The sequence below is a fragment of the Streptomyces sp. NPDC030799 genome (genome assembly GCF_055572255.1).
In genome coordinates this window covers 652,010-675,340 of record NZ_JBVIDS010000002.1, presented here as the reverse complement: position 1 = coordinate 675,340, position 23,331 = coordinate 652,010, and the positions used below count along the sequence as shown (strand labels likewise).

General features: G+C 71.6%; 17 protein-coding genes. 5 read left to right on the top strand and 12 right to left on the bottom strand.

The window, feature by feature from the left end:
- Positions 1-53: 53 nt before the first annotated feature.
- From ACZ41I_RS06930 to ACZ41I_RS06910, 5 genes are all read right to left on the bottom strand, one after another.
- Positions 54-296 carry a DUF397 domain-containing protein gene (locus ACZ41I_RS06930; protein ID WP_363218366.1) on the bottom strand — a complete coding sequence of 81 codons (243 nt, stop codon included), beginning with the start codon at positions 294-296 and terminating at the stop codon, positions 54-56.
- 82 nt (positions 297-378) lie between these two features.
- A complete protein-coding gene (locus ACZ41I_RS06925; RefSeq protein WP_363218365.1) occupies positions 379-1,545 on the bottom strand; it encodes a thiolase domain-containing protein in 1,167 nt (388 codons plus the stop codon).
- Entirely contained in the window at positions 1,542-2,591 is a 1,050-nt protein-coding gene (locus ACZ41I_RS06920) for a thiolase domain-containing protein (protein ID WP_399762598.1), read from the bottom strand. Before ACZ41I_RS06920 ends, ACZ41I_RS06925 begins: the two co-directional genes overlap by 4 nt.
- Positions 2,588-3,529 carry a Zn-ribbon domain-containing OB-fold protein gene (locus ACZ41I_RS06915; protein WP_468513368.1) on the bottom strand — a complete coding sequence of 314 codons (942 nt, stop codon included), beginning with the start codon at positions 3,527-3,529 and terminating at the stop codon, positions 2,588-2,590. The genes ACZ41I_RS06920 and ACZ41I_RS06915 overlap by 4 nt, the downstream gene beginning before the upstream one ends.
- Before the next feature lie 22 nt (positions 3,530-3,551).
- A complete protein-coding gene (locus ACZ41I_RS06910) occupies positions 3,552-4,352 on the bottom strand; it encodes a crotonase/enoyl-CoA hydratase family protein (RefSeq protein ID WP_363218362.1) in 801 nt (266 codons plus the stop codon).
- Between the two features lie 198 nt (positions 4,353-4,550).
- Between ACZ41I_RS06910 and ACZ41I_RS06905 the strand changes: the two genes are divergently transcribed.
- Entirely contained in the window at positions 4,551-6,167 is a 1,617-nt protein-coding gene (locus ACZ41I_RS06905) for an acyl-CoA synthetase (protein WP_468513367.1), read from the top strand.
- A 73-nt stretch (positions 6,168-6,240) separates the two neighbouring features.
- Here the strand turns inward: ACZ41I_RS06905 and ACZ41I_RS06900 are convergent, their stop codons facing one another.
- Together ACZ41I_RS06900 and ACZ41I_RS06895 are read right to left on the bottom strand one after the other, a co-directional pair.
- Positions 6,241-6,945 (bottom strand): alpha/beta fold hydrolase, encoded by a 705-nt coding sequence (locus tag ACZ41I_RS06900; RefSeq protein WP_399762606.1) that lies wholly within the window; start codon positions 6,943-6,945, stop codon positions 6,241-6,243.
- 38 nt (positions 6,946-6,983) lie between these two features.
- On the bottom strand, positions 6,984-7,850 hold the full coding sequence (locus ACZ41I_RS06895; protein ID WP_468513439.1) for an alpha/beta fold hydrolase: 867 nt from the start codon (positions 7,848-7,850) through the stop codon (positions 6,984-6,986).
- Between the two features lie 212 nt (positions 7,851-8,062).
- On the opposite strand from ACZ41I_RS06895, the gene paaK reads away from it, so the two are divergent.
- Entirely contained in the window at positions 8,063-9,367 is a 1,305-nt protein-coding gene (paaK, locus tag ACZ41I_RS06890) for a phenylacetate--CoA ligase PaaK (RefSeq protein ID WP_399762608.1), read from the top strand.
- A gap of 76 nt (positions 9,368-9,443) precedes the next feature.
- Here paaK and ACZ41I_RS06885 read toward each other — a convergent pair whose 3' ends face one another.
- Positions 9,444-10,940: an acyl-CoA synthetase gene (locus ACZ41I_RS06885; RefSeq protein ID WP_468513366.1), complete on the bottom strand. Its 1,497-nt coding sequence runs from the start codon at positions 10,938-10,940 to the stop codon at positions 9,444-9,446.
- A gap of 329 nt (positions 10,941-11,269) precedes the next feature.
- Between ACZ41I_RS06885 and ACZ41I_RS06880 the strand changes: the two genes are divergently transcribed.
- The 3 genes from ACZ41I_RS06880 to ACZ41I_RS06870 all read left to right on the top strand — a co-directional run bounded on the left by ACZ41I_RS06880 (position 11,270) and on the right by ACZ41I_RS06870 (position 16,700).
- Positions 11,270-12,613, top strand: coding sequence for a cytochrome P450 (locus ACZ41I_RS06880; protein ID WP_468513365.1), 1,344 nt, complete (start codon positions 11,270-11,272; stop codon positions 12,611-12,613).
- The gene (locus tag ACZ41I_RS06875; protein WP_468513364.1) at positions 12,588-13,604 is read left to right on the top strand and encodes a (-)-alpha-amorphene synthase; all 1,017 of its coding nucleotides are present in this window, start codon (positions 12,588-12,590) and stop codon (positions 13,602-13,604) included. The genes ACZ41I_RS06880 and ACZ41I_RS06875 overlap by 26 nt, the downstream gene beginning before the upstream one ends.
- Positions 13,605-13,790: 186 nt before the next feature.
- Positions 13,791-16,700, top strand: a complete 2,910-nt coding sequence (locus tag ACZ41I_RS06870) for an ATP-binding protein (RefSeq protein WP_468513363.1) — start codon at positions 13,791-13,793, stop codon at positions 16,698-16,700.
- Between the two features lie 29 nt (positions 16,701-16,729).
- Here ACZ41I_RS06870 and ACZ41I_RS06865 read toward each other — a convergent pair whose 3' ends face one another.
- The 4 genes from ACZ41I_RS06865 to ACZ41I_RS06850 form a co-directional block, all read right to left on the bottom strand.
- Entirely contained in the window at positions 16,730-18,280 is a 1,551-nt protein-coding gene (locus ACZ41I_RS06865; protein ID WP_468513362.1) for an acyl-CoA synthetase, read from the bottom strand.
- Positions 18,277-19,404, bottom strand: a complete 1,128-nt coding sequence (locus tag ACZ41I_RS06860; RefSeq protein ID WP_468318174.1) for a nitronate monooxygenase — start codon at positions 19,402-19,404, stop codon at positions 18,277-18,279. Before ACZ41I_RS06860 ends, ACZ41I_RS06865 begins: the two co-directional genes overlap by 4 nt.
- 78 nt (positions 19,405-19,482) lie before the next feature.
- Positions 19,483-21,066, bottom strand: coding sequence for a phytoene desaturase family protein (locus tag ACZ41I_RS06855; protein ID WP_468513361.1), 1,584 nt, complete (start codon positions 21,064-21,066; stop codon positions 19,483-19,485).
- Positions 21,067-21,156: 90 nt separating this feature from the next.
- Positions 21,157-23,292 carry a serine/threonine-protein kinase gene (locus ACZ41I_RS06850; RefSeq protein WP_468513360.1) on the bottom strand — a complete coding sequence of 712 codons (2,136 nt, stop codon included), beginning with the start codon at positions 23,290-23,292 and terminating at the stop codon, positions 21,157-21,159.
- Positions 23,293-23,331: the final 39 nt, after the last annotated feature.

Here is a 23,331-nt window from a genome sequence, read left to right as displayed (position 1 = left end):
CGTGTCCGGAAATCGGCTCGGAACACCCCCGGTTCAGGTCATGCGGACGCGGATCAGGTGAGGTCGAACTCCCCTTCCCGGGCCCCGGAGACGAAGGCGCCCCATTCCGCCGGTGTGAAGATCAGGGATGGGCTTTCCGGACGGCCGCTGTTGCGCATCGCGATGAAGCCCTCGACAAAGGCGATCTGGACATCGCCCAGACCTCGGCTGCTGGACTGCCACTCGGCCTTGCTGAGGTCCAGCTCGGGTTTGTCCCAGCCCGTGAACGGCTGCTGCTGGATCGTGCTCTCGGCCACGTCCGTGCTCCTCCCGGTTCGTCGTCCGCGGGTCAGCCTAGCGACCGGTCACGATGCCCGACAGGCCACGTGGGGGCGACTTTCAGGACTCCGGTGGCCGCGTTCCGACGAGCCACACGGAGAAGAACTGGGAGCCGCCGCCGTAGGCGTGTCCGAGCACCCGGCGGGCGCCGTCCACCTGGTGTTCCCCGGCCTGGCCGCGCACCTGGAGGGCGGCCTCGGCGAAGCGGATCATGCCGGAGGCGCCGATGGGGTTGGTGGACAGCACCCCGCCCGACATGTTGACGGGCAGGTCTCCGTCGAGTTCGGTCACCCCCGACTCGGTGAGCTTCCAGCCCTCGCCCTCCTCGGCGAAGCCCAGGTTCTCCAGCCACATGGGCTCGTACCAGGAGAACGGCACGTACATCTCGACGGCGTCGATGTCCCGGCGCGGGTCGGCGATTCCGGCCTGCCGGTAGACGTCGGCGGCACAGTCCTTGCCGGCCTGCGGGGAGACGAAGTCCTTGCCCGCGAACAGAGTCGGTTCGCTGCGCATGGCGCCGCCGAGCATCCAGGCGGGCGGCCGGGGCGCGCGGGCGGCGCCGGCGCGGTCGGTGAGGACCATGGCGCAGGCGCCGTCGGAGGACGGACAGGTCTCCGAGTAGCGGATGGGGTCCCACAACATGGGTGCGGCCTGGACCTTCTCCAGGGTGATGTCGTGCTCGTGGAGGTGGGCGTAGGGGTTCTTCAGGGCGTTGCGCCGGTCCTTGTAGGCGACGAGGGAGCCGATGGTGTCGGGGGCGCCGCTGCGTCGCATGTAGGCGCGCACATGGGGGGCGAAGAAGCCGCCGGCGCCGGCGAGGAGGGGCTGCTGGAAGGGGATCGGCAGGGACAGGCCCCACATGGCGTTGGACTCGGACTGTTTTTCGAAGGCGAGGGTGAGAACGGTGCTGTGGACGCGGGCGGCGACCAGGTTCGCGGCCACGAGCGCGGTGGATCCGCCGACGGAGCCGGCGGTGTGCACCCGCAGCATGGGCTTGCCGACGGCGCCCAGCGCGTCCGCCAGGTACAGCTCGGGCATCATCACGCCCTCGAAGAAGTCGGGCGCCTTGCCGATGACGACGGCGTCGATGTCGGCCCAGGCCAGCTCGGCATCGTCCAGGGCCCGCCGGGCCGCCTCACGGACGAGTCCGGCGATCGACACGTCCCGGCGGGCGGCCACGTGCTTGGTCTGGCCGATGCCGACGACGGCGACGGGCTCCTTGCTCATCGTGGATCCCCTTCGAGTACGGCGACCAGGTTCTGCTGCAGGCAGGGGCCGGAGGTGGCGTGGGCGAGGGCGCGGTCGGACGCGCCGCGGTGGATGCGGGCGGCGGCCTCGCCGATGCGGACGAGTCCGGCGGCCATGACCGGGTTGGCGGCCGGCGCCCCGCCGGAGGGGTTGACGCGCACGTCGTCGCCGAGGCCCAGCGCCCGGCGCAGGACCACCTCCTGCGAGGTGAACGGCGCGTGCAGCTCAGCGGTGTCGACGGGCCGTTCGAAGGCGCCGGCCTTCTCGGCGGCGAGCCGGGTGGACGGTGAGTCGGTGAGGTCCCGGACGCCCAGGCCGTGCGCCTCGATGCGGTGGTCGATGCCGCGGATCCAGGCGGGCCGCTCGCACAGTTCCCGGGCCCGCTCCCCCGCCGCGAGGATCACCGCGGCGGCGCCGTCGGAGACGGGTGGGCAGTCGCCGGTGCGCAACGGCCGGACGACGTAGTCGCCGTGCGCCGCCTGCCCCTTGAGCTGGGCATGCGGATTGGCTTCCGCGTCCTGTCGGCTGCGGGCGCCGACGGCCGCGAGCGCCGGTTCGTCGGTGTGCCCGGCATCCATGAGAGCCTGTGCCTGCAGTGCGGCCAGGGCTATGGAGTCGGGCCACAGGGGTGCGACGTAGTACGGGTCCAGCTGGCGGGTGAGCACGTCCCGCACCGAGCCGGGTGAGCACTTGCCGTAGGAGTAGACGAGCGCGGTGTCGGCGTCGCCGGTGAGCAGCTTGGTCCAGGCCTCGTACAGCGCCCAGGCGCCGTCCATCTCGACATGGGACTCGGAGATCGGCGGCCAGGCGCCGACGCCGTCGAGGGCGAGGGTGAAGGAGAAGGCGCGGCCGGCGAGGTAGTCGCTGGAGCCGGAGCAGGTGAAGCCGATGTCGGCGGTTCTCAGGCCGGTCTGCGCGAGGACCTCGTGCAGCACCGGCATGAGCATCTCGACCTCGGAGGACTCCTCGGTGGAGCGCCGGTGGTCGGTCTGGGCGAAGGCGACGACCGCGATCTCCCGGGTCACAGCAGCTCCTTGAAGGTGTCGTAGTCGGTGTCGGGTTCGCCGGTGGGCCGGTAGTGGTCGGGGTAGCGGGCGCCCTCGGTCCACACGGGTTCGACGCGCAGGCCCATGCGCACCTGGTCGTAGGGGATGCCGCCGATCCGGGCGTGCAGGGCGAGGTCGGCGCCGTCGAGCGCGATGTGCGCGTAGACGTAGGGAACGTCGATGTCGAGGTTCTTCGCCTTGATGTTGACGATGCAGAAGGTGGTGACCGTGCCGCGCGGGCCCACCTCGACCCGTTCCGCTGTGGCCACGCCACATGTGGGGCACGCACCCCTCGGCGGGACGTACACCTTGCGGCAGGAGGGGCAGCGTTCGCCGACGGTCCGCCGGTCGGAGAGGGCGCGGATGTAGTCGGACTGGGCGCGGCCGGGTGAGTAGGTGTAGTCGAGGCGGGCGGGGGCGACGATCTGGGTGAGCGGGTCGGCGAATTCGCCGCTGTGGCCCCCCGGTTGCTCCGGTTCGCCGCCGTACGGCTCGAAGCAGGCGATGTCGGTGATGGCGCCGGTGCGTTCCGCGGCCCAGCGGACGCGGACCCGCATGCCGGTGCGTACGGCGTCGGGGCCGGGGGCGTCGAGGGCGTGCAGCAGGGCGGTGTCGGCGCCGTCGAGCCGGACGAGAACCCAGGCGAAGGGGGTGGTGAGGGGCTGGCCGCGGCGGGGCTCGTGGTTCCAGGCCCAGGTGGTGACGGTGCCCGTGGGGGCGACCTCCACCAGGTCGCGGATCTCCTCGGCGGTGACGGGGTCGTACTCGACGGGCGGGACGAGGACGCGTCCGTCGGTGGTCCTCACGCCGAGGACGACGCGTTCACGCAGGCCGGTGAGGAAGGCGCTCTGCACCGGGCCGAGGGAGCGGGTGAAGGGGAATTCGACGACGAGGGGCGCTTTGAGGACTTCGGGCATCCTTGGGGACTCCTTCGGCGGTTCAGGCCCGCTTGTAGACGGGCGGCCGTTTCTCCGCGAAGGCGCGGGCGCCTTCCTTGGCGTCGGCGGTGTCGAAGACCGGCCAGCCGCGCGCGAGTTCGGCCGCGAGTGCGTCGGTCTCCGTCATCTCGGCGGTCTCGTACACCGACGCCTTGACGGCCTCGACGGCGAGCGGGCCGCAGGCGTTGATCTGCCCGGCGATCTCCAGGGCCGCATCGAGCGCGGTGCCGTCGGGGACGACTCGGCCGATCAGCCCGATGCCGGCGGCTTCCTGGGCGGTGTACGGCCGTCCGGTGAGCAGCATCTCCAGGGCGTGGGTGCGCGGGATCTGGCGCTGCAGCCGGACGGTGGAGCCGCCGATCGGGAACAGTCCGCGCCTGACCTCGAACAGCCCGAAGGTCGCGGACTCGCCCGCGACCCGGATGTCGGTGCCCTGGAGGATCTCGGTGCCGCCCGCCACGCAGTACCCCTCGACGGCCGCGATGACCGGTTTGCGCGGGCGGTGGTGGCGCAGCATCGCCTTCCAGTGCAGGTCCGGGTCGGCCTTGAGCCGGTCGCGGTAGTGCTCCCCCACCATGCCGTTGCCGGCGAGCGCCTTGAGGTCCATGCCGGCGCAGAAGGAGCCGCCGGACCCGGTGAGCACGATCGAGCGGATCCCGTCGTCCGCGTCGGCCTCGATCCAGCCGTCGTACAGGCCGACGAGCATCGGGAGCGAGAGCGCGTTCCTTGCGTCGGGCCTGTTGAGCGCGAGCACGAGTGTGGCGCCCTCGCGCCGCACGGTGAGGTGTTCCGTCCCGCCCATGGGCTTTCTCCCCTCGGTGAGAACGAGAACAGGTTGCAGGAGGCGGGGAGGCACTTCAAGGGAGCTTCAAGAGTTTTCTGACAGACAGTCAGATTTGTTGCCGCGGGCCCTTCACAGTTGCCGCGCTCTTTGCTCTGATGACCGGCGATGCGACCGTTGCGCCTTTGTTCGTCAGGACTGCCGGGGTCAGGAGGAGCGGTGGAGTACAACCTTGCCGACCTGTTCGAGTCGGTCGTCGACGTGGTCCCGGACCGCGAGGCGCTCGTGTACGCCGATCACCCCGGCACCGGTGCGGAGCGCCGCCTGACGTACGCGGAGCTGGACGCGGCCGCCAACCGCATCGCCCACCACCTCCTCGACAGCGGGATACGCCCGGGCGAACACCTCGGCCTGCACTTGTACAACGGCGTCGAGTACCTGCAGACCGTGCTGGCCTGCCTCAAGGCACGGATCGTCCCGGTGAACGTCAACTACCGCTATGTCGAGGAGGAGCTGGTCTACCTCTACCGGGACGCCGATCTGGTCGCACTGGTCTTCGACGCGGAGTTCGCGGACCGGGTGGCGGGCGCCCTGCCACGGGTGCCGAAGCTGCGGCATCTGCTGCGGGTCGGTCCGGAGGCGGGCGGGGTGCCGGGCGCGGTGGCGTTCGCCGGCGCGGAGGCAGCCGGCTCGCCCGTACGGGACTTCCCGGTCCGCTCCGGCGACGACCAGTTCATCATCTACACCGGCGGCACGACCGGTATGCCCAAGGGGGTGATGTGGCGCCAGGAGGACCTGTTCTTCGCCGGGCTGGGCGGCGGGGCGCCGACCGGGGAGCCGGTCAAGACGCCTCAGGAGCTGGCCGAGCGGGTCGCCGCCGGCGGCTCCGGGATCACCTTCTTCCCCACTCCCCCGCTGATGCACGGCACCTCCACGCTGACGGCGTTCATCGGTTTCAACTTCGGCCAACGTGTCGTACTGCACCGTAAGTTCGTGCCGGAGGAGGTGCTGCGGACCGTCGAGAAGGAGAAGGTCACCAGCATGTCGCTGGTCGGCGACGCAATGCTCCGGCCGCTGATCGACGCGCTGAGCGGGCCGATGAAGGGCACGGACTGCTCGGCCCTGTTCAGCGTGTCCTCGTCGGGCGCGATCATGTCCGAGACGGTGCGCCGGCAGTTCCGCGAGCTGGTCCCGAACGCCATGCTCCTCAACAACTTCGGCTCCTCCGAGTCCGGTTTCAACGGTACGGCGACGGAGGACTCGGGGCCCGAGCGCGGCTTCCGCATCCGGGTCAACTCCCGTACCCGCGTGGTTGACCCGGCGACGCACGAGACGGTCACCGCGGGCGAGATCGGCCGGGTCGCCCAGTGCGGCCATGTGCCGCTGGGCTACTACAACGACCCGCGGAAGACGGCCGAGACCTTCTTCGAGAAGGACGGACAGCGCTGGGTCCTGCTGGGCGACATGGCGACGGTCGACGAGGACGGCGTGGTCACCGTGCTCGGCCGCGGCTCGCAGTGCATCAACACCGGGGGCGAGAAGGTGTACCCCGAGGAGGTCGAGCAGGCGCTCAAGGCGCATCCGGATGTGTACGACGCCCTGGTCGCCGGGGTGCCGGACGCCACCTGGGGCACTCATGTGGCGGCCGTGGTGCAGCTGCGCGAGGGAGCGGCGCGGCCCTCGCTGGCCGACATCCAGAGCCACTGCCGTACCCGGCTGGCCGGTTACAAGATCCCCCGTCAACTGGTCGTCACGGAGTCCATCCAGCGGTCCCCGAGCGGCAAGGCCGACTACCGGTGGGCCCGGGAGGTGGCCGTCGCGGCCGACGAGCGGTAGCACGCCGCGGTGTCGGGACCGGTTTCCGGCGGCGCTCGGGCCGCAGCCGCGCTGGACCCGGCGGTGCCCGTGATCAGCGGTCGAGGAAATCCCGTACCAGGGCGAGGAATTCCTCCGGGCAGGACTCGTGCACCAGGTGCCCCGCGTCCACGGTCACCAGCGAGGCGTCCGGGATCAGCCGGGCGAGCTGCGCGACCTGGTCCTGCGGGATGAGACTGGTGGTGCCACCCCCGATGACCAGCGTCGGCATGGTGATCCGGTCCATGTGGTCCCACCACACAGGATCAGGGGCGTTGCGTTGCGCGTCGGTGGCCCGCACCATCGCCCAGTCGAACGGCAGCTCTCCCGCGGGCCGTTCGGCGGGCGGGCGGGGCGGGTCGAGCGGAACGGGTGCGCAGACGTCCTCCAGCACCAGGCGTCGTACGACCCCGGGGTGGCGCTGCGCCAGCAGGTAGGCGACGATCCCGCCCAGCGAATGGCCCACGACATCGGCGCTGTCGTGCCCGAGTGCGGACAGCAGGGCACGGACGTCGTCGCTCATCGCCTCGGCCGGGTAGTCCCCCGGCCAGTCGCTGTGTCCGTGGCCGCGCAGGTCGGGGGCGTACACCCGGCGGGGGCGCGGGGGTGTTGCCAGCCGCTCGGCGAGGTGCGTCCAGTCCCCGCCGTCGGAGCCCCGGCAGTGCAGCAGCACGACGGGCGGGGCGTCCGCCGGTCCCCAGGCCCGCCAGGCCAGGGTGATGCCGTTCGCCTCGCCGGTGTGCAGCGTCGCGGTGTCCATGCCGGACACGCTAATCGGGGCCGCCCGTCACCGGCCGCCTACTCTGCCGAGGGCAGAGCGGCGCCCAGCGGCCGGTCCAGGAAGGCGAGGGTGCGCCGGACGAACCACTCCGGGTCGTCCAGCCAGGGATAGTGGCCGGCGCCGGGCTGGACGGCGAGCTCCGCCCGGGCGAAGGCCTCGGCGGCACGGCGGGCGAGGGCCGGGCGTGGACCGCCGTCGAGTTCCCCGGCATGGACGAGGACCGGCGCGGTCAGCGCGGCGAGGGCGGTCCGGGTCGCGTCCGGGGTGAAGGCACCGTCGGCGAAGTAGTGCTCCGCCGCCTCCTCGTTGGTCTGCTCCAGCTCGGCGTCGGAGTGCGCGCGGGCGGCGTCGTCCCAGCGGCCGTGGAAGAACGGCAGGAACGCGTCGTCGAAGTCCGCGTCGCCCGCCAGCCAGGCCCGGAAGGCGGGGTACGCCTGCGCGAACCACGGCTCGTCCGCGCGCAGCCGGGCCGCGGCCAGCCGGTCCTCGGGGGTCGCCCGCAGACCCAGGGCGGACGGGTTGGGTGTGATGAGCAGCAGCCGCCGGATCCGCTGCGGATGGCGGGCCGCGTAGAGCATGGCCAGGGCCGCGCCCGCCGAGTGGGCGAGCAGATCCATGTGCTCCAGACCCATGTGTGCGCGCCACACCTCCACGTCCTCGACCATGCGGTCACAGCGGTACGTCGCCGGGTCCGCCGGCCGCGCCGAGTCACCGGTGCCCCGCAGGTCCAGCAGGGCCAGGCGCCGGTGCGCGGCCAGCCCGCCGAGGTCGCCGAGATAGGCGGAGGCACGCAGGGGCCCGCCGGGCAGGACAGCGAGAGGCTCACCGGCACCCCGCAGGTGGTAGGCGAGCCGGGTCCCGTCGGGCGCGGTGAGGTTCGGCATGGGGATGATCATGTCGGGGCACCCCTGGGCGGCGCAACGGGAAAAGGTCACCGGTTCCTGCGCAGCTCCCTCTGCCCGGTCCGGACGCGGCGGGGACAGAAAATCCTCGCAGCCCTCTTGCCTGGAATCGCATGGCCTGAATTACTGGCCCCGAACGGAACTACCGAATGATCGGTCGTCCGGTATGTGAGTGCGGTGAGGGAGACGACTCGATGGCGGATGCGGCGGACCTGCTCGACGCGGGCGAACGGCTCGGGCCCGAGGAGCTGCGGGAGCTTCAGCTGGAGCGGCTGCGCACCTCGCTGCGGCACGCCTACGACAACGTGCCGTTCTACCGGGAGTCCTTCGACAAGGCCGGCGTCCGCCCCGAGGACTGCCGCTCCCTCGCCGACCTGGCCCGTTTCCCGTTCACGACCAAGGCCGACCTCAGGGAGAACTATCCGTACGGCATGTTCGCCGTGCCGCGAGAGCGGATCCGCCGGCTGCACGCCTCCAGCGGCACCACCGGGCGCCCCACGGTGGTCGGCTACACGGACAACGACCTTTCCATGTGGGCCGACATGGTGGCGCGGTCGATCCGGGCGGCCGGCGGACGGCCCGGTGACCTCGTGCATGTGGCGTACGGCTATGGGCTGTTCACCGGCGGTCTCGGCGCCCACTATGGCGCGGAGCGCCTGGGTTGTACGGTCGTGCCGGCCTCCGGCGGCATGACGGCCCGTCAGGTGCAGCTGATCCAGGACCTGCAGCCGGCCGTCATCATGGTGACCCCCTCCTACATGCTCACGCTGCTGGACGAGTTCGAGCGGCAGGGCGTGGACCCGCGCGCCACCTCGTTGCGCGTGGGCATCTTCGGGGCGGAGCCCTGGACCGAGCAGATGCGGCGCGAGATCGAGGAGCGGTTCGCGATCGACGCCGTCGACATCTACGGCCTGTCCGAGGTGATCGGCCCGGGTGTGGCTCAGGAGTGCGTGGAGACCAAGGACGGGCTGACCGTGTGGGAGGACCACTTCTATCCGGAGGTGGTCGATCCGGTCACGGGTGAGGTACTGCCGGACGGCGAGCGGGGCGAGCTGGTGTTCACCTCACTGACCAAGGAGGCCATGCCGGTCATCCGGTACCGCACCCGCGACCTCACCCGGCTGCTGCCCGGAACGGCGCGGGCGTTCCGGCGGCTGGAGAAGATCACCGGGCGCAGTGACGACATGGTGATCCTGCGCGGGGTCAACCTGTTCCCGACCCAGGTCGAGGAGATCGTGCTGCGCACGCCCGGCGTGGCGCCCCACTTCCAGCTCCGGCTGACCCGGGAGGGCCGGCTGGACCGGTTGACCGTGCGCGCCGAGGCCCGCCCGGACGCGAGCCCGGAGACACGCAACGCGGCGGCCCGGTCCATCGTCGCGGCCGTGAAGGACGGGATCGGGGTGTCCGTCGACGTGGAGATCGTGGAGCCGGAGTCGCTGGAGCGCTCGGTCGGCAAGATCCGGCGGATCGTGGACCTGCGCCCCAAGGACGCCGGGTAGGACCGACGCGAAGCCCTGCCACGTGACCGGGGCGACCCGCAGACGGTCGTACGGAAGCTGCCGTCGGCGGCTCCGGCTAACCGCTGAAGCGAGAGCGCAGTTCGCGCTTGAGGATCTTCCCGCTGGCGTTGCGCGGCAACTCGTCCACGAACAGAACCCGCTTGGGTGCCTTGAAGGGCGCGAGCTTCTCCTTCACGTGCTCGATGAGCTGAGCCTCCGTCACCTCGCCGCGCGGGACGACGACCGCCGTCACAGCCTCGATCCACCGCTCGTCGGGCAGGCCGATCACGGCTGCCTCGGCGACGGCCTCGTGGGTGTAGAGCGCGTCCTCGACCTGGCGCGAGGCCACCAGGACACCACCGGAGTTGATGACGTCCTTCACCCGGTCCACGATCGTGAGGTAGCCGTCGGCGTCACGCACCGCGAGGTCGCCGGAGTGGAACCAGCCGTCCCGGAAGGCCTCGGCGGTCTCCTCGGGCTTGTCCCAGTAGCCCTCGCACAACTGCGGTGAGCGGTAGACGATCTCGCCCGGCGTGCCGTCGGGCACGTCCTCGCCCTTGTCGTCCACGACGCGCGCGTCCACGAACAGCACGGTACGGCCGCAGGAGTCCAGCCGTCCCTCGTGTTCGCCGGGGCCGAGCACCGTGGCCAGCGGGCCGATCTCGCTCTGCCCGAAGCAGTTGTAGAAGGCCAGTCGCGGAAGGCGCTCGCGCAGCCGCTGCAGGACCGGGACGGGCATGACCGACGCGCCGTAGTAGGCCTTGCGCAGGCCGTCGAGGTCGCGGGTGGCGAAGTCGGGCCGGTTCGCCAGGCCGATCCACACCGTGGGCGGCGCGAACAGGCTGTCCACGCGGCCCGCTTCGACGAGGTCGAAGAGCCGGTCCCCGTCCGGCGCGTCCAGGATGATGTTCGTCGCACCGACCGCGAGGTAGGGCAGCAGGAACACGTGCATCTGCGCCGAGTGGTACAGCGGCAGCGCGTGCACCGGCAGGTCACCGGCGCTGAGGTCGAGGGCGGTGATGGCGCTCAGGTACTCGTGCACCAGGGCCCGGTGGGTCATCATCGCGCCCTTGGGCAGGGCGGTCGTACCGGAGGTGTACAGCAGCTGCACCAGGTCCTCGGTGCGGGGTGGGGGCCCGTCGTACGGCGGTGTGCCGCCCAGCCTGGCGAGGAGCGAGTCCGGGGCGTCGCGCAGCGGCAGCACGCGTACCCCGTCGGGGATCCGGCCGGCGAGGTCGGGGTCGGTGAGGACGAGGGTGCTGCCGGACTGGCCGACGAGGTACGCGAGGTCGTCCCCGGTGAGGTTCTGGTTGACCGGCACATGGACCAGGCCCGCGCGGGCGCAGGCGAGGAAGCCGATGAGGTAGGCGTCGGAGTTGTGGCCGTAGGCGCCGACCCGGTCGCCGGGCGTGAGGCCCTGCGCGAGCAGTACCGAGGCGGCACGGGAGACGGCGTCGTCGAGCTCCTCGTACGTCCAGCGGCGTTCGCCGTACTCCACCGCGAGGCGGGCCGGGGTGCGTCGGGCGCTGCGGCGCAGCACTCCGTCGACGGTGCTGCCGTGTCCCTGCGTCATGGCTCATGATCCTCGGTGTGCCGCGGAGGCAGGTCAAGCATCGACGGACATTCACCGAGTGCAACTTTTTGCTTCTGCGTGCCCCTGTGCGCCCCTTTGGAGAAAGGTTTCCGGACACCGCGCACCGTTGAACCTGGGCAAGACAAGTCTCAGGTCTAGTCCGTAGCACGTTCACACATTTCGCGTGTCACGTCGCGCAGGAGGTATCCATGAGCCGTGCTGTGCCTGAACAGAAGCGAGTCTGGAGGACAGGTACTGCTCCCGGCATATTCCCGCTCCTTGGCCACGGTATCGCCTTCTACCGTCGACCGCTGGCGTTTCTGAATTCTTTGCCCGCGCACGGCGATCTGGTCGAGATACGACTGGGCCCCCAGCGTGCCTGGATGGTGTGCCATCCGGAGCTGGTCCACGAAGTGCTCATGGATCCGCACACCTTCGACAAGGGGGGCCCGCTGTACGACAGGCTCGGGAAGCTGATGGGAGACGGTCTCGTCACCTGCCGCCAGGCGACGCACCGGAACAAGCGGGCGCTGCTGCAACCCGGCTTCCGTCCCTCCCACGTCGTCCACTACACGGACCTCGTCACCGAGGAGGCCGAGTCGGTGTGCGAGACGTGGCAGACGGGCCGGACGGTTCCCGTCACCGAGGCGATGACGACCCTCACGACCCGCGTGATCAGCCGGGTCCTGCTCTCCGACTCGCTGGACGACACGACGACCGCCGAGGTGCGGGAGTGTCTCACCGACGTCGTCCGTGGCCTGTTCGTCCGCACGGTGGTACCGGTCGACGCCCTGTTCCGCCTTCCCGCACCCGCCAACCGCCGCTACCGGCGCGCACTTTCCCGTCTGCACGCGATCATCGACGCGGTGATCGCGGAGCGTCGCCGGGGTCCCGACCGCGACGACGTGCTGGGAACCCTGCTGACGGCCGCGCGTGGCGACGGGGAGATGGCGGCGATCACCGACCAGGAGGTCCACGACCACCTGATCACACTGCTGCTCACGGGCGTCGAGACCCAGGCCCTGGCGCTGGCCGGCACCTTCAGCCTGCTGGCCCGCCATCCGGCTGCGGAGCGCCGCCTGCACGCCGAGCTCGACTCCGTCCTCGCCGACGGTCGGCGGCCCGGTCCCGACGATCTGCCGCACCTCGTCTACACCCGGTGCGTCGTCTCGGAGACGCTGCGCCACTCGTCACCCGGCTGGCTCTTCACCCGTGTCACCACCAGGGAGACGGAACTCGCCGGGTGCCGTCTGCCCGAAGGAGCCGCCGTCCTGTACAGCCCCTACCTCCTGCACCACGATCCCTCGTCGTTCCCCGACCCCGAGCGTTTCGACCCCGACCGCTGGCTGCCGGGGCAGCCCACCGCCGGGCAGCGCCGCGCGATGATGCCGTTCTCCGCAGGCAACCGCAAATGCCTCGGCGACGAGTTCGCGATGGTGGAGGCCACCCTGGCGCTCGCGACCATCGCCCGCCGCCGGCGCCTGCGGCACCTGCCGGGGTATGTCGATCAGAAACCGCGCCCCGGGATCACCATGGGGCCCCGTTCACTGGTCATGACCTGCGAACCCCGTTCCCGCATGCACTCCGCCGCCTCGCTCACGCCCCGGGCAGCAGCCGCCCAGCGCACACCGGACAGCCGAACGGCAGGTGACCACATTGTCGACAACACATGAGGAAATCGCGCTCGGCGTACCGGACCGATTGCCGGTCTCCACCCTCCGGGACCTGATCGACACCCACATCCACATGCCTTTCCCGTTCCGGCGGAACCCTAATGAAGCCGCAGCCGCGGCCGGCGTCGACGCATGGCTGAGGGTATGGGGGCTGACCGACGAACCGGATGTGGCGGCGATGATCGCCCGCACCCGGCCCGCCGAACTCGCGTCCCACACCAGCCCCACCGTGGACGCCGGCCTCCTCCAGATCGTGGCGCACCAGATCGCTTACCAGTTCATCTTCGATGACCTTGCGGAGCACGTCGGCCGGCAGTCTCCGGGCAGGCTGCTGCCCATGCTGTGCGAAAGCGTGGAGATTCTGCGCGACGGCCGGCCGCCCAGCACTCCGCTCGGAGCGGCCCTGGCCGATCTCCACCGACAGGTCCGGGAGCGGTGCACACCCGCACAGGCCGCTCGATGGGCCGGGCTGAGCCGTGAATACGTGCACGGCCTGTTGTACGAAGCCGTGGCCCAGACCCACCCCTTCCTCCTGCGCACCGGCGACTGCACCTCCATACGGTCGCTGACCGCGGGCGTCGAGCCGTTCCACCCGCTGTACGAGGCCGCCCAGCCCCTCGCACCGACCGCCGCCGAGGTCCATCATCCCGTGGTGCGGCGGCTGAACCGGCTGTCGGCCGACGCGGCGGTGTGGACGGCCGACCTGTTCTCCGCGGTGAAAGAACAGCGCGCGGGCGAGATGATCAACCTGGCCCTGGCCCGCCGGCGCGAGCACCGATGCTCTCTGCAGACCGCCGTCCTCCTGGCCATCGAGGAGATCAACAGCACGATCGAGGAGTTCCAGAGGCTCTATGACGGGATCAAACCGGAGTTGAGCCCCGCGGGAGTCGGCTATGTGGAGTGCATGACCGGCTGGATCCGCGGGTGCTACGACTGGTCCCGCACCGTGCCGCGCTACGCGGATGTGACGTCGGTGCCCGCCGTGCCGTAGCCCGTCCTGACGTGCACCTGCCACAGCAGCACCGGGAGCCGTCCATCCGTGTCTCATACCCAGCGCAGGGGCATTCTCCCACCTACAGTTCATGATTCACCCGATGGTGCCCAATCCGGCCGGCCCCACCTCGGCGAGGCGTACTCTCGGCTGTCCTGAGCCGAATGACAGAAGGCGGTACGGCACATGGCGACGGAGCCGCGGCACCCGGTCACCGAGCAACGGACGTTGATCGAGCGCCGACGGGAACTTCAGGCGCTAGACGCGGCGTTCGAGGAACTGCGACGCACGACCGACGGCGTGCCGCGGGCGAGGCGCAGGGGGCTGCTCGCCTTCAGCGGACCTGCCGGGCTGGGCAAGACGGCACTCATCACGCAGGCACGTGAGCGGGCCGCGGCATCCGGATTCACCGTGCTGTCGGGCAGGGGCGGGGAGACGGAACAGGGATCGGCATTCCGCGTGGTGCGCCAGTTGGTGCAGCCCTGGCTGGCGAGGATGGAGGGGGCGGAACTCCGCGCCCTCCTCGGGAGTTGGTACGACGTCATGGCCGGCGTGCTCGGTCTCGAGGCGAGGGGCCCTGCCCCGGCACCGGACCCGACCGGGGTCCGCGAAGGTCTCGACTGGGTCATGACGCGCCTCATCATGAAGAAGGCGCCCGTGGTGCTGCTCCTGGACGACCTGCACTGGGCGGACACCGAATCCCTCAGCTGGCTGGGTTCCTTCGCGTCACGCATCGATGACCTTCCCCTGCTGATTGTGATCGCCTACCGGCCCGACGAGCTGCCGTCCGACGCGGGTGAACTCCGCACGCTCGTCGGACGTCACGGGGACCGCCTTCAGGACCTGGCACATCTCACCGCCGACGGCGTGGCGCAGATCATCAGGAACGAGGTCGGTGAGGCGGCCGAGGACGTGTTCTGCAAGGAATGCTGGTCGGCCACCGGCGGGAGCCCCTTCGAAACGGTGGAGCTCGCGATCGGGCTCGCCGAGCGGAAACTGAGCGGCACCGCGGACGACCTGCCCGCGATGCGGGAACTCGCCGCGGCGATCAAGGGCCCCGGACTGATCGAGCGTCTGGAACGGCTCGACACCGCAACCGTCCGCTTCGCGCACACCGCTGCCGTACTGGGTTCGCCCTTCTCACCGCAGCTCGCCGCGACCATCGCGGTGCTCGGCGAGGAGGCCGCCGCCGAGGCGACCCAGAAGCTGCGCGCGGCCCGGATCCTCGCCGACGGCCGTGGTCCGGAGGGCGAGCTCGAATTCGTGCACCCGCTGATCGCCACGACGATCTACCGGTCCATCCGCACCGGCTTCCGGGCCGGTCTGCACAACGCGGCCGCGGAGGCCGTCCTGGCTGCGGGATACGGCCCCACCGCCGCCGCCCGGCATCTGCTGGAGGTGCCCTGCGAGGGCAGCACCGAGACGGTGGCGTGTCTGCGCGAGGCCGCTCGCGAGTACCTTCGCGCCGGGGCCACCGAGGCCGCCCGGCGTCTGCTGGACCGTGCGATGCAGGAGCCACCCCTCCCCGAGGACCGTGCCGCGGTTCTGCACGAACTCGCGTGCGCCACGTTCCTGATCGAGCCCACGGCCACGGTGCGGCATCTTCGCCAGGCGCTGGCGGAGCCGGACGTCGACCCCGATCTGCGCGCCTCCATCGTCTATCGGCTGACGACGGCGCTGGCCCACACCGACCGGATGGCCGAGGCCGTGGCCGTGGCCGCCGAGGAGGCACGGCAGGCCACGAATCCGCGCGTCAAACTGCGGATGCAGGCGGATCAGTTCGTCTGGAGCACGATGCGCGCCGACGATCCCGACTCACCCGCCCGCTCCCGGACGCTGGCGCGCCTGGCCGAGCAGCTGCCCGGTCGCAGGCTGGAGGAGCGTTACATCCTGGGACTGCGGGCCTGGGATGCCGTCCTGCGCGGCGAACCGCGCCGGACCGCCCTCACGTATGCCGAGAAGTCCCTGCGGGGCGGCATGAGCTGGACCGACGAGAACCGGGGCTTCGAGGTACCCCTTTCCGTCGCCTTGGTCTTCATGTACGCCGACCAGCCGCGGCGGGCCGAGGAGCTGTTCGAGAAGGGGATCGCCGAGTGCGCGGGCAGGGGCTGGCACGGCTCGCACCTGGCCTTCGGCCAGACCATCGCCGGCTACGTGCGCTATCACCGCGGTTGCCTGGCGGAGGCCGAGGAGCTGGTCCGCGAAGGCCTGCGCATCGCCGACAAGGTGGAAGGGGTCGTCGCCGCCCAGTGGTACGGCGTCAGCGTCCTGATCCAGACGCTGCTGGCCCGTGGGCGCATCGCCGAGGCCCGCGCACTCGCCGACGACCACCACTTCGGTGAGATGGCGCCGAACGCCGTCATCTATCCGGACCCGCGCACCGTGTACGCGGAACTGCTCCTGGCGGAGGGACGGCACGCGGAAGCGGCCAAGCTGCTGTCCGCGGTCGGGAACTGGCTGGACGAACGGGCCTGGCGCAACCCGGCCTGGTGCCCGTGGCAGCTGCGGCTCGCGACCGCGCTCGCCGCCACCGCCCCGGACGCGGCGATCGCCCACGCCCGGGATGCCGTCCGCCGCGCCCAGCACTTCGGCGCCGCCTCCATCGTCGGCCAGGCCCTGCACACCCTTGCCGAGGTGACCGGCGGGACTGCGGCACTCGATCTGTACGCGCAGGCCGTCGACCACCTGGAGCAGTCGCCCGCCGCCTACGAACTCGCCCGCGCCCAGATCGGTCACGGCGCCGCGCTGTCCCGCAACGGGCGGCTGCAGGAGGCCGCCGACCGGCTCTACCAGGGCCTGGAGGGAGCCGTCCACTGCGGGGCCGAGGGACTCGCCGCCCGGGCCAGGGCAGAGCTCTCGGCAGCCGGACTGCGCCCGCTGCCGCTGCGCTACGTCCAGGTGGACACGCTGACCGCCCAGGAACGCCGTACGGCCGAACTGAGCGTCCAGGGACACCCGGTGGCGGTGATCGCCAAGGAACTGCGCCTGACCGAGCAGGGCGTGCGGCAGCTGCTCTCCAGCGTCTACCGCAAGGCCGGCACCGACGCCGCCGGTCTCGCCGGGTTCCTGAAGGGCGGTCCGCACCACCGCCCTTGAGGCCGTTCCCGCTTCGCGCCGGGACGCGGTCACACCGCCCGCGTACGCCCCTGCCAGTACGGGTCCCGCAACCGCCGCTTGTACAACTTGCCGTTGGGATCGCGGGGCATCTCGGCGATGAAGTCGATGCTCTTGGGCCGCTTGTAGCCGGCGAGCCGTTCGGCGCAGTGGTCGAGCAGGGCGGTGGCGAGGGCCGGGCCCGGTTCATGGCCGGGGGCCGGCTCGACGACCGCCTTGACCTCCTCGCCCCAGTCGTCGTGCGGGATGCCGAAGGCGGCGGCGTCGGCGACGGCCGGGTGGGAGAGCAGCACGGACTCGATCTCGGCCGGGTAGATGTTGACCCCGCCGGAGATGATCATGTCGATCTTGCGGTCGCGCAGGAAGAGGTAGCCGTCCTCGTCCAGGTAGCCGAGGTCGCCGACGGTGAAGAAGTCGCCGATGCGGTTCTTGCGGGTCTTGGTCTCGTCCTTGTGGTACGAGAAGCCGCCGGTGCTCATCTTCATGTAGACGGTGCCCAGTTGTCCCGGTGGGAGCCGGTTGCCGTCGTCATCGAAGATCGCGAGTTCGCTGATGGGCCAGGCCCTGCCGACCGTCCCGGGCTTCTTCAGCCAGTCCTCCGCGGTGGCGAACGCACCGCCGCCCTCGCTGGCCGCGTAGTACTCCTCGACGCAGTGCCCCCACCAGTCGATCATGGCTCGCTTGACGTGGTCGGGGCAGGGGGCCGCGCCATGGATGGCGTGCCGCATGGAGGACACGTCGTAGCGGGCCTTCACCTCGTCGGGGAGGGCCAGCAGGCGGTGGAACTGGGTGGGGACCATATGGGTGTGCGTGCAGCGGTGGGTGTGGATGCTGCGGAGCATCTCCTCGGGGGTCCACTTGTCCATCAGGACCAGGCGGTGGCCGATGTGCAGGGACGCGCCCGCGAACTGCAGGACGGCCGTGTGGTAGAGCGGCGAGCAGACCAGGTGGACGTTGTCGTCGAACGGCTTGATGCCGAAGATCCCGAGGAAGCCGCCCAGGTAGGACTCCTCGGGCGGCCTGCCGGGCAGTGCACGGCGGATGCCGCGCGGGCGTCCCGTCGTACCCGAGGTGTAGTTCATGACCCAGCCGAGTTCGCGGCCGGAGGGGGGCGACTTGGGCTGCCCGTCGAGGAGTTCGGCGTACGGCCGGAAGCCGTCGACCGCACCGATCCCGTAGCGGTGCGTGGCCGGGAGTCCGGCCTCGTCGGCGGCCCGGCGCGCCGCGTCGGCGAACCGCTCGTGGGCCAGGAGCACCTTGGCGCCCGAGTCGGCGACGATCCAGGCGATCTCGGGGCCGACGAGGTGGTGGTTGACCGGGACCAGATAGAGGCCGGCCTGGGTGGCGGCCAGGTAGGCGGTGAGGAACTCGACGCCGTTGGGCAGGACGACGGCGAAGGCGTCACCGCGTTCCAGTCCGGCCGCGCGCAGCCCGTGGACGAGCTTGTTGGCGGCGGAGTGCAGGCGTTCGGCGGTCCACTCCTCGCCGTCGGGGGCGACCAGGACGGTGCGGTCGGGGTGCTGGGCGGCCTGGGCCCAGAAACCGGCAGGGGGTGTGCTCACGACTGGCCGCTCCTTCCGGCGATGCGGTTGATGCGGTCCACGGCCTCCTCGAAGCCGCGGGTGAGGTCGTCGAGGACGGCCTGGACGCTGCGTTCACTGCTCATCCGGCCGACGATCTGGCCGACCGGGGTGCCGAGCAGCGGTTCGACCTCGTACTTCTGGATGCGGGAGACCGCTTCGGCCACCAGCAGGCCCTGCAGCGGCATGGGCAGGGTGCCGGGTCCGGCCGGGTCGTCCCACGCGTCGGTCCACTCGGTACGGAGCTGACGTGCGGGCTTGCCCGTCAGGGCACGGGAGCGGACGGTGTCGCCGGAGCCGGCGGCGAGGAGTTTGCGGGTCAGGGCGGCGGAGTGCAGGTCCGCCTCTGTGGTGGTCAGCCATAGCGAGCCCAGCCATACTCCTTGGGCGCCGAGGGCGAGGGCCGCGGCCACCTGCTGTCCGCTGCCGATGCCTCCCGCGGCCAGCACGGGCAGCGGGTCGACGGCTTCCACGACCTCGGGGGTGAGCACCATGGTGGCGATCTCGCCGGTGTGGCCGCCCGCCTCGTAGCCCTGGGCGACGACGATGTCGATGCCCGCCTCCTGGTGCTTGCGGGCGTGCCGGGCGCTGCCCGCGAGCGCGGCCACCAGGATGTCCCGGTCGTGGGCGCGGGCGACGACATCGGCGGGCGGGGAGCCGAGGGCGTTGGCGAGCAGCCGGATCGGGTGGTCGAAGGCGACGTCGAGCTGGGTACGGGCGACCTGCTCCATCCAGCCCGTGATGCGCCACCCGGACGCCTCGCCCTCGGCCAGCTCCGGGACGCCGTACTTGGCGAGGGTCTCGCGCACGAACTCCCGGTGGCCCTCGGGGATCATGGCCTCGACGTCTGCCTCGGTCAGTGTGTGGTTTTCCGGGGCTTCGACCTTCTTGGCGGGCATGACGACGTCCAGCCCGTAGGGCCGGCCGCCGGTGTGTGCGTCGAGCCAGTCGAGGTCGCGTGCGAGGTCGTCGGGGGCGGTGTAGCGGACCGCGCCGAGCACGCCGAAGCCGCCGGCCCGGCTGATGGCCGCGGCGACGGCGGGGAACGGCGTGAAGCCGAAGACGGCGTGCTCGACTCCCAGTTTCCTGCTCAGCTCCGTCTGCATGGGCGCAGGATGCCGCAGTCGGCTGGACGACGGAAGTGCTTTTCTGACGGAACGTCAGATTCTTTTCGCGCTGTGACGTCACTTCGCCCTGTCGCGTTCTGCGGTGGTCTCCAGCACCGCCATCGCCGCGTTGTGTCCCGGTACGCCGCTCACCCCTCCCCCGCGCACCGCGCCCGCGCCGCACAGCAGCACGTTCGGGTGCCGGGTCTCCACTCCCCAGCGGCCCGTTTCCGGCTGCGCGTAGGGCCAGGACAGGGCGCGGTGGAAGATGTTGCCGCCGGGCAGCCGCAGGTCCCGTTCGAGGTCGAGCGGGGTCTTCGCCTCGATGCAGGGGCGACCGTCGGCGTCCGTGGCCAGGCAGTCGGCTAGGGGTTCGGCGAGGTGGGCGTCGAGCTGGGCGAGGGTGGACTTCAGCAGTTCGTCGCGTACGGCGTCGTTGTCCCGGTCGAAGAGCCGGGCGGGGGTGTGCAGGCCGAACAGGGTGAGCGTCTGGTAGCCGCGCGCGGCGAGGTCGGGGCCGAGGATGGTGGGGTCGGTCAGGGAGTGGCAGTAGATCTCCGAGGGCGGCACGGCGGGGAGTTCACCGGCGGCGGCCTGGGCGTGGGAGGTGGCCAGCTGCCGGTAGCCCTCGGCGATGTGGAAGGTGCCGGCGAAGGCCTCGCGCGGGTCGACGGCCGGGTCGCGCAGCCCGGGCAGCCGGGTGAGCAGCATGTTGACCTTGAGCTGGGCTCCCTCGGCGGGTTCGGGCGCCGCGTCGCCGGTGAGCGTGGCCAGGTCCTGCGGAGAGGCGTTCACCAGGACGTGCCGGGCGGCGGCGACGCCCTCGCCGTCGGCCGTGCGGTAGGTGACCTCGGCGGTTTCGCCGTCGGTGGCGATCCGGACCGCCTCGTGCCCGGTCGCGACGACCGCGCCCGCCGACCGGGCGGCGGCGGCCAGGGCGTCGGTGAGGGCGCCCATGCCGCCGACGGGCACGTCCCAGGCGCCGGTACCGCCGCCGATGACGTGGTAGAGGAAGCAGCGGTTCTGGGCCAGGGAGGGGTCGTGGGCGTCGGCGAAGGTGCCGATGAGGGCGTCGGTGAGGACCACGCCCCGGACGAGGTCGTCCGTGAAGTTCTCCTCGACGGCGACGCCGATCGGTTCCTCGAACAGGGTTCGCCAGGCGGTCTCGTCGTCGATGCGGCGGCGCAGCTCCTCGCGGCTGGGCAGGGGCTCGGTGAGGGTCGGGAAGACACGCTCGGCGACCCGCGTGGTCATGCCGTAGAAGCGCTGCCACGCCCTGTACTCGTCGTCGCCGCCGGTCAGCCGGGCGAAGGCCTCCCTGGTGCGGGACTCGCCGCCGCCGACGAGGAGTCCGGTGGGCCAGCCGTCCCGCTCCGCCGGGGTGTAGGAGGAGATGGTGCGGGAGCGGACGCGGAAGTCCAGGGCGAGGTCGCGCACGATCTTCTGCGGCAGCAGGCTGACCAGGTACGAGTAGCGCGACAGCCGGGCGTCGACACCGGCGAAGGGGCGGGTGGAGACGGCGGCACCGCCGGTGTGGTCGAGCCGTTCCAGCACCAGCACCGAACGGCCGGCGCGGGCCAGGTAGGCGGCGGCGACCAGGCCGTTGTGGCCGCCGCCGACGATGACGGCGTCGTACGCGCGGGTTCCCTCGTTGGCAGACATGGTTCTTGGTAACACGGGATGATCCCCGTCGGCGAGAGCACGTACCGGTGGTCCTCGTCGCTGCCCGGTGGCCGGCCGGACGCTCCGCTGTCACCGCCCGCCGGAAGGCCGCTGCCGACTCAGTACGGCGACCCGCCGGTACAGCTCCACCGCCTCGGCGCTGCGGCCCAGGCGTTCGAGACAGTGCGCCTCGTCGTTGCGGCCGGCGAGGGTGTCGGGGTGGTCCGGGCCGAGGATCTGCTCGCGGGTCGCGGTGATCCGCCGGTACTCGGTGAGGGCCTCCTCCCAGCGGCCCAGCCAGCCCAGGGCGACCGCGACCTCACGGCGGCTGACGAGCGTGTCGGGGTGCGCGGGCCCCAGGGTCTGCTCGCGGAGCAGGCACACCTCCCGGGCCTCGGTCAGGGCGTCCTCCCAGCACCCGAGCCGGCCGAGATTGACCCCGAGGCCGTGCCGGGCGCGCAGGGTCTCGGGATGGGTGGGGCCCTGGACGCGGGTACGGTCCCCGACCAGCTCGCGGTACACGCGCAGGGCGTCCGCGCTGCGACCGAGGCGGCCGAGGCTGAGGGCGGTCTCGTAGCGGGCGGCGAGCGTGTCGGGGTGGTCGGCGCCGAGGACGCGCGCTCTGGCCCCGGCGACCTCGCGGTAGATGCGCAGCGCCTCTTGCCAGTGGCCCGACTGGCCCTCGGCGTAGGCGAGCTCGCAGCGCGAGACCAGGGTGTCGGGATGGTCGGGACCGAGCACCCGGGCCCGGGCGGCGGCCACCTCCAGGGCCGTACGGCAGGCGTCGTCCAGGCGGCCGAGCCGGCCGAGGGTGCAGGCGAGGTTGTGGCGGCAGCGCAGGGTGTCGGGATGGTCGGGGCCCATGACGCGCACCCGGGCGGCCAGCACCTCCGCGTACACCTGGTGGGCCTCGAAGTGGCGGCCCAGCCGTCCCAGCACATAGGCCGTCTCCTGGCGGGCGGCGAGGGTGTCGGGATGGTCGCCGCCGAGCACACGTGCTCTGGTCTCCGCGAGATGCGTGTAGGCGGCCAGCGCCTCGGCGGCCCGGCCGGCGCGCAGGAGGGCGGAGGCAGCGGTGCCCTCCTCGGGAAGTGCCGTGCGCGCCTCGGGAAGTACCGGTTGGGGTCGTCGGGCGTCTGCGGGACCCCCGTGACCGGGCACGCCCGCGTGACGGTGGTCGCCTGTCGGATACGGCCCCGCGTCCCGTCCGGGCGCTGCGACCCAGCGGACTGACAGAGCCGCGCCCGAGTCGGGCGGCAGTGCGTGGAAGTCGGCGCTGAGAGCCTTGTGGCCGGTGGTCATGTCCCGGGTCCAGGACGGCAGACGGGTTCCGTCTCTCACGTCCGGGATGCGAACGGCAGGAACGGCGGTGGCCGTTGTGCGGCCGCCCAGGAGACGGCGGACCAGCTCCCCGGCATCCTGCGGCCGTTCCTCCGGCCGTTTGGCCAGCAAGGTGAGAATGACGTCCTCCAGGTGGACCGGCAGTTCCGGGCGCTGTTCGCGTGGGGGGCGGGGTGGGGTGTCGCGGTGGCCGATGAGGACCGCCCAGGCGTCCTCCAGGTCGAACGGCGGGGCCCCGGTGGCGATTTCGTACAGCACGCAGCCCAGCGAATACAGGTCGCTGCGCTGGTCGACCGCATCGCCGCCGATCTGCTCCGGAGACATGTAGTGCGGGGTGCCCAGGGCGACGCCGGTGCCGGTGAGCCGGGCGGTGAAGCCGATGTCGTGGCCGAGGCGGGCGATGCCGAAGTCGCAGATCTTCACGGTGCCGTCGGCCAGCCGCACGATGTTGGCCGGCTTCAAGTCCCGGTGGACAACGCCGTGTTCATGGGTGTAGGCGAGGGCGGCGGCGACCTGGGCGGCGATGTCCGCCACGTCGTCCACGGGCAGCGGATGCCCCTTGTTGTCCTCCAGCAGCCGGCTCAGGTCCCGGCCCTCCAGCAGCTCCATCACCAGGTACGGCACCCCGTCGGACTCGCCGAAGTCATGGACGACGGTCACCCCGCGGTGCGAGAGGGCGGCCGCCACCCGTGCCTCGCGGCGGAAGCGCTCCCGCAGGGCGCGGGTGAGGGACGGATCGTGGTGGGGGCCGAGCGGCTTGAGGCACTTCACGGCGACCTGCCGGCCGAGGGACTCGTCCCGGGCCCGCCACACCTCGCCCATCCCGCCCCGCCCGATCAGGTCGAGCAGCCGGTACCGGTCCTGAACCAGCCTGTTCTCCCCCATAGCGATCCGCCGCCCCCGTCGCCGTCCGCCCCGCCGCCC